Source organism: Polynucleobacter sp. MWH-Svant-W18 (assembly GCF_018687495.1).
In the GTDB taxonomy this organism is placed as follows: Bacteria; Pseudomonadota; Gammaproteobacteria; order Burkholderiales; family Burkholderiaceae; genus Polynucleobacter.
Genome location: NZ_CP061293.1, coordinates 1096592 through 1110083 on the forward strand (window position 1 = coordinate 1096592; position 13492 = coordinate 1110083).

At 46.0% G+C, this 13492-nt stretch carries 7 protein-coding genes; 1 reads left to right on the top strand and 6 read right to left on the bottom strand.

The genetic code is table 11. From position 1 onward, the window contains the following. Position 1: 1 nt before the first annotated feature. From C2757_RS05630 to C2757_RS05650, 5 genes are read right to left on the bottom strand one after another with little or no spacing between them, the layout of a single operon-like run. The gene (locus C2757_RS05630) at positions 2–895 is read right to left on the bottom strand and encodes an ATP-dependent Clp protease proteolytic subunit (RefSeq protein WP_215373388.1); all 894 of its coding nucleotides are present in this window, start codon (positions 893–895) and stop codon (positions 2–4) included. Next, positions 895–2619, bottom strand: coding sequence for a LuxR C-terminal-related transcriptional regulator (locus tag C2757_RS05635; RefSeq protein ID WP_215373390.1), 1725 nt, complete (start codon positions 2617–2619; stop codon positions 895–897). The genes C2757_RS05630 and C2757_RS05635 overlap by 1 nt, the downstream gene beginning before the upstream one ends. A 37-nt stretch (positions 2620–2656) precedes the next feature. Continuing rightward, positions 2657–3874: an HlyD family efflux transporter periplasmic adaptor subunit gene (locus tag C2757_RS05640; protein ID WP_215373392.1), complete on the bottom strand. Its 1218-nt coding sequence runs from the start codon at positions 3872–3874 to the stop codon at positions 2657–2659. A gap of 32 nt (positions 3875–3906) precedes the next feature. Next, on the bottom strand, positions 3907–8211 hold the full coding sequence (locus C2757_RS05645; RefSeq protein WP_215373394.1) for a peptidase domain-containing ABC transporter: 4305 nt from the start codon (positions 8209–8211) through the stop codon (positions 3907–3909). 22 nt (positions 8212–8233) lie between these two features. After that, a complete protein-coding gene (locus tag C2757_RS05650) occupies positions 8234–9967 on the bottom strand; it encodes an efflux transporter outer membrane subunit (RefSeq protein WP_215373396.1) in 1734 nt (577 codons plus the stop codon). 178 nt (positions 9968–10145) lie between these two features. On the opposite strand from C2757_RS05650, the gene C2757_RS05655 reads away from it, so the two are divergent. Next, entirely contained in the window at positions 10146–11765 is a 1620-nt protein-coding gene (locus tag C2757_RS05655; protein WP_215373397.1) for an HD domain-containing phosphohydrolase, read from the top strand. Between the two features lie 18 nt (positions 11766–11783). On the opposite strand, the gene C2757_RS05660 is transcribed toward C2757_RS05655, so the two are convergent. Next, on the bottom strand, positions 11784–13361 hold the full coding sequence (locus C2757_RS05660; protein ID WP_215373399.1) for an adenylate/guanylate cyclase domain-containing protein: 1578 nt from the start codon (positions 13359–13361) through the stop codon (positions 11784–11786). Positions 13362–13492: the final 131 nt, after the last annotated feature.

Consider the following 13492-nt stretch of genomic DNA (forward strand, 5'->3'; position numbering starts at 1 on the left):
CTCAATTCAGAAACGGATCTTTTAATACTTGCTTATAGCAATTGATAAAAGCTGTGTGCTTTTGATCAAACTCGGCACAACGTGATGCCACTTTAAGAGTGCGGCGATGCAGTTCATCCTTATCCATGTGATAAGGACCCTGCATCTTTTCATAGAGCTCTGCTCGCACATCTAAGTATTTCGGCTCAAAGCCACTCAAACCATAAAAGACGATTTCTTCATTACTAAGGCGATAAACACCCTTGTATTGATGAGATTGCATCGCCTGAAATAATTCGGGAGGCATACCCATTTTCGCAAAGTACACCGGCACCGCTTTTTCAAAGCGCTCAAGCAATTCTCTGGCTTGAGGATTAGATTTAACATCTATCTCTTCCAAAATTTTGGCATTTTCATCTGATTTTGTAATGCGTCCACGATGAATCCCAACTGTGTATGCAGGCGCACCTCTGACCACTCCGCTTGCCAGAACAAAAATACAGGCACTCGCACATTGTCCCGTTACAAACACATGGGCTTTATTGGTACGCAGAATTTCCCCGATCTTCATGGCGGCAATACCATCACCACCAGGAGAATCGAGCAGCACAATCAATCCTGCCGGAATGGGATCTCCATTGACGTTTCCGATTGAATTGCGGATTGACTCTAAAACCTTTTTAGAAATCTGCCCCTTAATCGCCATCACAACAACACGACCTTCTTGTGTTGCTTGACCTGAGCTACTGGTAAGCTGCTTTGTAATGTTTTCTGCTGGGGCTACTGATGTTGTCTGCGCTGTCTGTGCTGTCTGTGCTGTTATGGTGAGTTGACCTCCACCCTGCACTTTTGCTTGAGCCAGATTGAGACTGGTCAACGATGCTAATAGGCTCGTTGCTATTAGTAGTGACTTCATTAAGCAGCCTCACTACCAGCAATCGCGATGCTCAAATGCTTAATCGCCTGGGCAGTCCCTAGATCTCTGAACTCAAAGCCGCCGCCCTGACTAGCCGCAATTAATCCTGAGCTAGTGAGTTCTTGGATGCACGCTTGAGCCTTGTGATGGGGCTCATTCATTTGCGTCAGGATATTGAGCAGTGGAGTTTCAGGCTCATTAGCAGCTCGCAGCATCAACTCTTTTGAGATGGGGCTTAGGCTATCGAGCATCGCTCTAAAGTCAACCTGAATACCCTCTGGCAAAGCATCAATTGCTGGCATCTGCAAGTTAAACACTCTGGAGAACGGTGCAGAGTTTGGTTTAGGCCCTAAAAGTCTCACGGCAATTTGTGAAGATCCATGATCTTGCAAGTTAGCAGCCACAATGAGGATCTGACGAGAAGCCAAGCGATCAATTCCCGCTTCGCCTATCGTGGATTTAAATGCTTCTAATGCTTTGAGGCCATATACCAAAATTGCCAATGGTCCCGCTTTGGCAATCTCAGAAACCAATCCTGCAATCCGCTCACCCTGTGATGGATAGATCTTTTCTGAGCGAGACACAAAATCACCGAACTGCAATTCAATTTGGGCAGCAAAACTAGCAAGCGCCCTGTCTCTGCGATAAGAGCCTGGAGTTCTCAATCTTAAGACTTGATAATTCTTACCGGCGACATAATTACCGATGGCATCAGTCAGGAGCGTTGCGGCAGCAGGTGGCCAAGACTCGACCGCCAACCATTGGGCAAGACCACTATCGATACCCTCGAAGGCATTACTCAAGAAAGGGAAACCACCCCAACGCAAGCTAGCATCTGGAAGCAGTGAAGAGCTTGGGCCAACGATGGCTATTGGACCAACATCCTTAACAACCACCTCTTTATTGCCTTCTTTGGATTTGATTTCCATCCAAGCGCTACTCATCGGCGCAATTTGCTTTGTCAGCAAATCAGAGAGTGGCATTTTGAGTGCTTTTGCGTGCCTGGCCAATATTGATGCTTTACGAAACGACTCTGCTCCAAAAAGTTCGGTGGCTTTTTCAGCGACTATTTCAGTATTCGAGGCAAGACCCACACCAATCAGTGGGGTTGCATTATTTCCTAGGTTACCCTCAAGATGCTGCTGGTAGTGACTTGCCCAACTTTGCAGATATTGCGCGAGATATACTGCGCGATCTGCATCATCCAGATGTGCCCTTGGGTGCCCAAACCACATCACTGAGCCGCCACCCGGCAAATAGGTCACTTGTCCATCAAGAGCATCTACCAAGCGTTCAATAATGCCCCTAAGCGCCTTCAGAAACCGATCCCTCATTGAGATCGCACTGGGATTGAGATCATTTAAATCAGAAATCGATACCGCTACTGAAGAAACTAAGCGCCAGGAATAACCCTCCGCTGACTTGCCGGTTGCTTTAGAGCTAACTTTAGTTGACTTGAGCTTCTGAACGCTGGATTTGCTGTCATCTTGGCCAGCCATAGCGGACTTCATAATCTGCGCGGCTGCAATCACTGCCTTTGCTCGGCTATTGACACCCAATTTTCTGAAGAGCACAAAGAGATGTTGCTTTACCGTTCCCGCTTCGATCTTTAGATCATCTGCAATCTCTTTATTACTCTTGCCCTCTATCAATAGATCAAGCAACTGTCTTTGTCGTGCAGACAAAGACAGTTGCTGTGCGGGTTCGCGCTTGATCGTAGTCATGAACAGAGTTGCTCTAGTCGTCTAATTTTTTCTTGAATTAACGCTCGCGCATACCTTGCTTGAAGGCAACATAGATTGGGCGTAACAAGTAACGTAAGACAGACTGGCGATCGGTCATGATGTCAGCCTGCACTGTCATGCCTGGGTCAATGCGTTTATCTTGATCATTACCAACATAGCTTTGTGGCAAGCTGACAATCACTTTGAAATAAGGCTGCTGTTTCTCATCCAATGTGCTAAATGAGGACACCATAGAAACTTTGCCCTCAATCGTGCCGTAGCGCATGAAGTCAAAAGTACCAATCTTCAAGCGAGCTGGTTGACCAATTTTGACAAAGCCGATATCCGTTGGGGATACGCGCACTTCAGCATGCATCTTGCCATCCAAAGGAATCACATTCATGAGCGTGGCACCTGGAGGAATCACACCACCAACAGTACGGAACTTCAAATCCTGTACCACGCCATCGACTGGAGATACGATATCTACGCGAGTTAAACGATCCTGCAATTTAGTCAATTGCTCTTCTGTTTGCGCCAACTCATTGGCGGCCACATTGAGCTCATCCATATTGGTCCGGCGATAACGTAGTAGCTCCGCTTGTGCGCCACTTAAATTACGCTGGGCATCCAAAGCTTGAACACGAGTATTAAGCTTTTCTCTTGCTAAGTCACCACGAATAGCGCTGACCTCAGAGAAAATCTTAATTTCATTTTGCAGTTGAGTAATCTGATCTTTTTGTGTCTTGAGCGTGAACTCTTGCTCTGCTACTAATTGTTTGTAATCTTCTGGTACTTTTGTAAAGTCAGCAGGTCTATCGCCTAGTAATGCGCGTAAACGCTCAACGCGGGTATAAAGACCCCAGTATTTAGCAGCCAAGGTTTGGTACTCAGCGCCAGCTTCAGTTGAGTTCAAGCGCATTAACACCTGACCCTCATGGACTGATTGACCATCTACCACATCAATGGAAGCGATACGACCGCCATCAACGTGTTGAATGACCTTAACCGCCTGAATTGGCATGATTTGACCTGGAGCGAGAGCCACCACATCCAAGGTTGCAAATAATGCCCATAAGAAAAAGACGCCTAGCGCATAGCAAACCAACTTCACGGTGGTTTTCATATACGCAGGTGGTGCCGCCTCTTCAAGCAAGATGGCCTTGGCAACATAGTTATCCGTACGATCCCCAAGGGTTAGCCGTGGCTGATCCTTTGACTCATCATCGGGCGGTAATGTTGGAAGTGTGCTCATAGGAAGTACTCTTATCTATTAAATGAAATGAATTAAGCTGCAGTTGGTTGTTTAAGTAATACATCAGGAGGCCCTGCAGCACGCAGATAACCTTTATCCATGACTAATAAAGTGTCAGCCAGACGAATGTGGCTTGGACGATGACTAATAAAGAGTACGGTAGCTTTGCCTTTAAGGGCTTTTAAGGTCTCCATAAACTTCTGATCACCGTAATCATCAAGGCCTGCACCTGGTTCATCAAAGAGCATGATGGGTGCACGTGTCAGGTACGCACGTGCCAGTGAAAGTTTTTGCTTCAAACTCGATGGCAATTCATTGGTGTTATCGCCAACGCGATACTCAATACCTTTTGGTAAGGCCATGATTTGTTCTAGAGCACCCGCCATATCTAGAGCCTGATAAACCTCATCATCGCTGGCATCTGGTCTTGCTAAGCGTAAGTTCTGTGCAATCGTTGCGCGGAATAGCTGCGTATCTTGCGGTGCATAGCCAATAGAGCGACGTAATTCCATTGGGTCTAATTGGCGCAGATCTACGTTATCAATCAGGATAGATCCAGCTTGTGGCTGATACATACCCAATACCAACTTGAGCAAAGTAGATTTACCACCGCCATTGGGGCCGCTAATCGCAATCAACTCGCCTGGGTTTACTCTAAACTCAACACCGATCAAAGCAGGGTCTACATTCATGGAGTAACGGAAAGAGACACGAGCAAACTCGATAGCGCCTTCCATGCCACGAGATACCAATGAAGTAGCAGTCTCTTGGCGCTCTCCCTGAATCTTCATCAAACTATCAATTTGACGTGTAGCACTTCTTACCCGCTCAATCCGCGTCATATTCGTAAAGATTGTTTGAATTGGGCTGAGCACGCGCCACATCAAGAGCATGGAAGCAATCAGAGCACCAGCGGTAACCGTTTGCATAATGACTGCCGGTACTGTTGCAGAAACGATCATCAAAGCAGACAGCATCATCACAAAATAGGAGATAGCTACCAATAGTGATGAAACTTGCTCTGCTTTATAAGATGCCATTGTGGCATTAGCTGAGATTTCTCTAAAGCGCTCTAACCATAGTTGCTGTGCACCACATTCACGAATGATGCGCATCTTGCCCACCATCTCCACGATGAATTCATTACGTTTCGTAACAGCTCTACTCACTGCTGCCACTCGATCATGAGTGACGCCTGAAAAAATCCAATAGAGCAAGGCATATACCACCACCATGATGGCGAAAATCACCAATGAGATCGGGTTCATGATGGAGAGCGCCACCAAAAATACCAAGGTTGCAGGTGACTCTAGGATGGTCGATGCTAAGGGTCCAGTAAAGAGATCACGAATGGCTTCAAAGCTTTGTAAGCGCGAGGTCTGCGAACCGACTGATGCTCTTTCGGTATAGACGGGTGACATCTTGAGCACTTGCTGCAATATCGTCGCACCAAAAAGATACTCAATACGGCCTGAAATATAGGCCAAGATTCTGGCGCGATGGCGCATAAAGTAATAACCGGCACCTAATCCAATAGCGGCACCAATGGTGAGATAAAACAAGGTATCGGTAGCGCCTGATGGAATCACGGTGCTGTAGACAACCGACAGAAATAATGGGCCTGACATCATGACCAAGCCTGATACCAAGGCAGATAAGGTAGCTTGACCTATCAATGGGCTAAAGCGCAAGAGCACGCGACCTACCCATGAACGGGTGTCGCTCACATTAATTTCGGCAATTTCGTAGAAGTAAGCACGGCCAGCAATATTGAGATCAGGCTCCATGCGCGCCTCACCTGTTGCAGAATCACCAATACGCATTTGCTTCCCGATACGGCCCATCGCAATAAAGGCTGGTCCACTATCAGGAACAAATAAACAAGGGAGCGAGCGCGGCTCGAGCATGCCTAAAGTGCATATCACTTCATTAGTTTTGTATCCCATCTGTGACATGGCATTGTGAAAGCTCGTTAAATCCAAGCTATCGGTGTAGTAAGGCAAAGACTCTGCTACTTCGCGTGCTGTGCCACGGGCATTCATTAACTTTAGTAAAAGTGCTAAACAACCTGATAGGTCTGTTTGTACCTTGAAATTATTGGCAACTGTTTCGTGTGTATGCTGCCAACGATTACTGTCAACTACACCACCTTTAAATGGTGAGTCAAAATATTCTGCATTCGGAATAGCGCGATAGTTTGCTGCAGCAGATCCCACCATGCCATCGACTTTGGAAGGGATTGCTTGAGCTGCACTTGCTTCACGAATCGAGCTCACCTTATTGGGCTCGACCTCATGCAAGTGTCCATCCTGCAAGAAGAGCGTGCGGTTTGCCAGACGCAGGAAGGATGGTCTTTGCGAAACCAATACTACGGTAACCTTGCCACGTACCGCCTCCATGAACTTCAAGAAAGTTGCGTCACCATCAGAGTCCATCACTGAGGTTGCATCGTCAAACAAGATGATGTTTGGCTGATTGGAAAGCGCCCGCACAATCGCAATACGCTGACGATAGCCAGGAGGCATTGCATCAGCTGCCGTATCTCCTACTGGAGAATCCCAACCACGGGGCATCTTCGCAACAAAGTCACCTAGACCCAACATCTTGGCAGTTTGCAAAGCACGGTCTACTCGACTTGGTTCAAATACGCTGACGTTGTCTAATAGCGAGCCTTCGAACATCAAGGCTTTCTGAGGTAGATAGGCTACGTGCTCACTGAGCTGCTCAAGCGGAATGTTTCTGAGGTCTTCGTTATCAATGCGTACTTCGCCTGTCGTTGGATGCAAGACACCAGCCATGAGCTGCAACAAAGTACTGCGTCCTGAACCTGAATCCCCTTTAATAGCAAGAAACTCACCAGGCTCTACTGTTAAAGATAAGCCGTCAAATAATTCGGTCTTACTACCCGGAAATTGGTAATGCACATTATCTAACTGCAACTTTGCAGATCGTAGTGGGCGATCAGCTACTAGAACTGCATTCTCTTCGGCTTGTGGTTTAGCTGGCAAGCCATTTTGAAGTAATGTCAGCGCTAAGTTATCGCGCAAAATCTCATCTTGTTGATATTTGGCCCACATACCGCCAAGGCGTTGCAAAGGTGCTAAAGCACGCATGCCTAACAAGATGCAAGCAGCCAATTCACCATTAGTCAGATGATGGCCAATAACCAACCATGCACCCAAGGCAACGATGAGCATGTTCATCATTGGCGAGAAGATGTTGCCAATACCTGCTGACATATCCAATGCATAAGTCACACGAGACATTAAACGGGCACAACTCTCTTGCAAGCGTTCATAGCGACGCAGCATCAATGACTCCATGGTCATGGATTTGAGTGTATGCACGTTGCTCAATGTTTCGTTTAAGAAATTGGCACGGCGTAAATCGCCCTGCTTCTGATCTTTAATCAAGATCGGATCATCGCGACCGTTTTTCCAGGTAATAAAGATGAAGACTGCGTAACCAGCAGTAAGCAGTAGACCTACCCAAGGGCTCAATATGAAGACGATCAATACATAAAGCAGAGTAAATGGTAAATCCATTAGCTGCTGAAAGGTTTGCCCCGAGTAGTGATACTTCAGAGAAGCAACTGACTTGTAGTCATCCATCACTGTTCCTGTACCCTTGCGCTCAAAGTCATGCAAAGGTTCAGCTAGAGCGCGCTCAGTAACAGCCAACATAGCCTTGTGTTCAAAACGAGCAGAAATCCAAGCCGTTGCATAAGAGCGCACCACACGCATCACAGATTCCAATGCAACCGCTATACCCACGGCAACCGCTATTAACGCCAAGGTATCCAAGGACTGATGGGGCAAGATGCGGTCATAGAGTTGCAGCATTAATAATGGGAAGGCCAATGCCAACAAATTGATCACAATGCTTGAAGCAATAATGGTGGTCTTTTCACCAGAAAATGGGGATAAATCGCCTACAGCGCGCTGCTCATTGGTAGGATTGCGGAACTGCTTGATACGCTCGCGCAATTTATCAATGTCTGCCCTAAAAGCATGCCATTCAACAGTGGCAGTTTCCACGAATTGTTGTTTGCGAGCCTTGAATAATGGGTACCAAAAACTGGGTTTTGCCTTTTGTACCCATTGAAGTGCAATTTCCTTGACATCGGCCCATGAGCTAATGGGATGCCCCTGAAAATTCTTACTGGAAGCACGAATACGCATCCATACAATGTCAAAGTCATAGCGCAATTGCTTATATAGCGCTTTACCCAAGCTTTGAAAAATGATCGTTAACCAACCCATGAAAGTTAAGATCTTTTTAAAACCTTTTTTTAGGACATTGACTACTCGCTCCATGATTTTGCTGATTTTGCTCATACCTTAGTTCGCCTTGGAGGATTTACTGTTGTGTTTTTTGTTGTGTTGCAGGTGCGTTTGGCGCTGCATCAGGGGTTTCCGGGGGAGTAACCGTATTAATGACATTAAATGGCTGCTCAGGAGATTGCAGCGGCTTCTGATTTAAAGAAACTCCGCCGGTACCCTCATACATTGGTTGCCCTGCTTTGTTGACACCTACTGCTGGCTTCTTATCAAATGCAGAATCGGCTTTGGCTGCTACCTCTCCCCAACGAGCATCTGCTGCTGGTAACTTACCGCCACCAATACAAGGATCGTTTTCGAGCTTGGTACCCCCGCCAATCGCTTTAAATAAACCAACCGAAGCTGCTAGCTGATCATTACGTGCGCCAATCGCTGCATCTTCAGCAGATAACACAGTGCGCTGAATTTCATAGAGCTGGACATAGTCCATGCCGCCCCGCTCAACCACTTTGGCGCTCATGGTGGCCAAAAGTTGCGCCCGAGTACGAGATTCATTCAATGCATCGTATTGCTTAGCAGTTAAGTTCACGCCTGCCAGCCCATCTTCTACATCACGCAATGATGCCAATACAGTATTAGCATAAGCCTCGAGTAATTCCACATTCTTGGCGCTCGCAACTTGAATCTCGGCACGACGTCTGCCGCCATCAAATACGTTTTGCACTAAGTTAGTTGAAATGTTGTAGAACAAACTCTGTGGCATGGTGAGCGTAGAGAGTAAGAAGCTGCCGTAACCGCCCGCACCAGTTAAGGAAAAAGTTGGCAATAAATTGGCTCGTGCTGAATACAAATCTGCCTTGGAAGCTTCAAGAGCGGCTTCAGCACGACGAATATCTGGCCTGCGACAGAGTAAATCAGAAGGCAGACCAGGCTCCACTGCAGGAACCTTAATATCTCTTAAGGATTTACCTTTAATCTTTAATGTCGATGGGGTTCTACCTACTAAAGCTGCCAAACGATTAAAAGCGCGCTCACGTTGAAGCTTAAGGTTAGTTACCAATGCATCGGTATTGGTTTGCAAAATTAATTGCTGGGACAAATCAATAATGGTGGCATCACCGCGATCCACTCTGCGTTGCAAGCCCTTACCAACCGTGCGGATGGCCTCTAAATTGCGCTCACCGACACTAATGCGCTCATCCAATGAAATCACCTGAAAGTACACAGTGGCAGTGTCGCCAACCAAACTCAATGCAACCGCTTGACGGTTGTACTCACTTGCTAATGCTTGAGAGAAGGCGGATTGAGTGTTGAAGCCTTTTTTACCCCAAAGATCTACTTCGTAGTTAGCAAGTAAGCCTACTTGCCATACTGGTTGACTACCCCACTGTGAAGTATTCGCAGCGTAGCCAGGCCCAAGTCCTGGTGCTTGATTCTTATACGCGCCAGTAGCGTCAATGGTTGGTGATTCGTTGGCTTTTACGACATCAGCCTGCGCTCTTGTTTGCGCAACTCTAGCGACAGCAATTCGTAAATCGTAGTTATTGGTTAATGCTGTATCGACTAAGCTATTGAGCTCTTCACTCTCGAACTCAGTCCACCATAATTCTTTTGGACGAGGTAACTGCGCCTCAACAGTGGGTGTTTTATAACTGCCTGGCATCCAACGAACATACTCAGGACCATTTGGAGCATCACCCTCATTCACAATTGGGGTCGAGCAACCAGACATCGTCAAAGAAAGACAGGCTAAATAGATTGCCAGTTGTTTCTTTTTCAAACTTTTGGAACGTAAAGGAAAGGTATCGACCACGGAAATAACTTAAGTTATATGAAGGAGGAGTCAGAATACCGACCGTATAACTTTTTTCCTATGGTAGTTATAGGTCTATTTATTTAGTATTAATCTACTAATTTGAGAGGTTCTTTACTACTAAATACAAATCTCTGCTTTTGTAGATAATGGATTCATTCAATTAAAAGATGCTTATATGACCGAAGAGACCATTAGCAAAGCACTCATGCAGCAACTCCTTAAGATTGGGTCGTCCTTAAGCAGCGAAAAGGATATAGACCAGCTTTTGGAGAACATTCTCCAGGCAGCCATGCAAATTACCAATGCGGATGCCGGCACTCTTTATAGAGTGGTGGATGAGAAGCTCTTGAAATTTGAGATCGTTCACACCAAAAGCAAGGGCGTTCACTTGGGTGGCAAAAGTAGTCATGAGATTAAGATACCGCCCCTTCCTTTATTTAAAGAAGATGGAAGTCCTGATCTAGGCAGAGTAGTTTGTTATGCCCATCACAAAGAACAAACTGTCAATATTGCTGACGCCTACAACGCAGAGGGATTTGATTTTACTGGTACTCACAAATTTGATAAGGCCAATGGTTATCGTTCTGTCTCGTTCTTAACGGTTCCGATGAAGAACCACGAATCAGAAATCATTGGTGTTCTGCAGCTCATTAATGCCACCGATTCCAATACCGGCAAAGTCATTCCCTTCTCAGCAGAAAGCCAAGAGATTGTTGAAGCGTTGAGTTCACAAGCCGCTGTAGCACTCACGAACCGAATGCTCATCTTGCATCTCGAAGAATTGTTTGAATCTTTCATTGGCTTGATTAACCACGCGATTGACGATAAGTCTCCCTACACTGGCGGCCATTGCAATCGGGTACCTGATCTCACCATGATGTTGGCCGATGCTGTCAATCGCTGTAATGCTGGACCGCTCAAGGAATTCACACTCAATGATAGCGATCGCCAAGAACTCAAGATTGCCGGTTTACTGCATGACTGCGGAAAAATTACGACTCCAGTACACGTGGTAGATAAGGCCACTAAGCTTGAAAAGATTTTTGATCGTATTCATTTGATTGAAGTTCGTGCAGAAGTAGTCTTACGTGATATTCAACTGGCTTTGGCGCAAAAGTTTATTACCGAAGAAGAAGCAGAACAACGCTGCTCCCAATTGATTGATGATTACAACTTCTTAAGTCACTGCAATATTGGTGGTGAATTCATGAAAGACCCAGACGTACAGCGTGTACATGACATTGCTAAACGCTATATCTGGCAAGATATTTCTGGCACTAATCACCCCTTCCTGAGCGATGAAGAAATTGGCAATTTGACTATTCGAGCTGGCACACTAAACAACGAAGAGCGTCAGATCATTAATCACCATATTGATCTCACAATCAGCATGCTTGAAAAGCTGCCATGGCCTAAACACCTTAGAAACGTTACTGAATACGCAGGTGGTCACCACGAAAAGATGGATGGTAAGGGCTATCCGAAGGGCTTAACGCGTGAGCAAATGTCAGTTCCAGCACGTTGCATGGGTATTGCGGATATTTTTGAGGCGTTGACCGCTAAAGATCGTCCCTATAAGAAGGGTAAGACACTCAGTGAGTCTCTAGAAATTCTCGGTAAGATGAAACTCGGTCAACACGTTGATCCAGATCTCTTCGATATCTTCATCTGGGAAAAGGTTTATGAAGAGTATGCCCTGAAGTTTTTAGATGAGAGTCAAATTGATGTGGTGGATGTTAGCAAGATCCCAGGCTATAACCCACCACCGCCTGACTATCAGTTCAGTCGGCAATAGTCTTTAGGTTATTCTTTTTTAATATAAGCGCGTATTGCTGACGCGCTTAATCTCGGCGACCGCCAATTGAGAAATGTCTCTCATTTTCTCGTGCTTATCTTGATTGAGATCGATAATCGATTCAACCTGAGCATAAGAAGATGTCACAAAGCGATCACCATTCTCTTGACTCTTTCTGAGTACACCAAATTCAATACGGCTGCGCTCATCATTGCTGAGTTTACTAATCAGATCCTTAGTAGCCCAAATGCTGCCGTGTCTTGCAAAGTCACTCAGACGAGATGCCTGGTTAATCGTATTGCCCAACACCGCAAACTCAATGTGGTTAGCCGACTGGAAGCTACCTAACCACTCTTGACCTTCATGCAAGCCAATGTTGAGCTGCAATTCTGTAAACCAGTTTTTCTTAAGCTGCCATTCAGCACTAATCTTGCGCATCGCTTGGCGTAATTCATCAGCACAAGCAACAGCGTTAAATAAATAATTGCTCTCTGCTTGCGGGAAAAAGTAATACACCACTCCATCACCCACGTGCTTGCCATGAGTACCGGTGTACTTGCGCAATATCGGCCCCATCGTCGCCCAGATCTGATTGATCAAGGCAAAATACTCATCCGGTGGCAACTCTGAGCAAATGCGGACAGAGTTCTGCAAGTCCGCTACTAAAACCGCTAAAGGCGTCATCACTGGCAAGCGTTTGCTCATCAATGACTGAATCACTTGATCCCGACGAGCTAAGAAATTGACAAGGTCATCGCCCCGCTCTTCTGCTGGGGCATGCACCACCAAGATGCCTTCGCGGAAATACACCGCGTAGACCCGATAGCAAACAATCTGACCGCGTGAATCTCTTTGAAAAAACTCAACTTCATTGACTGCTTGCTCTTGGGCTTGCTCTTCAGAAGAAAGGCCTTCTAATAGCGGCATCAGGTCTGGATCACTCTGCAGCACAAGCTTAGATAGCGACGCATAAGAAATACGTGAGCTAGCCAATTGCAATAACAAGCCCACTAAAGAGCGTTGATCTTCCATTGTCAAACATACTTCGGGTCTTGTCAGCAGGTTCAGCAAATTACGATCAGTACTTTTAGATGGTGCTGTTGCAAAACCAAAAACTGCTTTACGGGCTGGCTCATTAAACCAAGTAAGCTCAAAGTTGTAATTGAGCATGTAAGCAGGATGCGTCAGGGTATCAAGCGATATCGAGAGATTGCCCAATGAATCTGAGAAAGGTTTATTTGCATTATGAGTGCTGCGAACTGGATTGACCTGGTTGGATTTACCAATCGGCCGCATTGCCGGACGAGAGTTTGATGTCTCTAGTTGCAACTCTTGCACTTCTAGCAAAGCATCTGTTTGGGCTAGACGCTCGGCAACTTGAGCCATTGATAAGCCCTGGCTCTTCAATATTTGTACTGCCTGCACTCTTTCCAATGCGTCGTCCGGAAAAAAGCCCAATACTCTAGCCCCGCCCTCATCTGCGCTAGCAGATAGAGACTGCACAACCGGCTTGGGCAAGATGCCAAGCTGGATGTAGTTATTGAGGGTGGCACGTGATATCCCAGTTTGGTCTATCAATGCCTTGCTAGAGATCATTTATCTATCTGTCCAATAAAAATAAGTGGCCGGGAGATCATTTATACAGAAATTGAACACTTTTAGACAGTCTTTAGATGTATAAAAGTAGATAACTACTAGACAGTTAGTTGTCCAAACGCAACAAATGG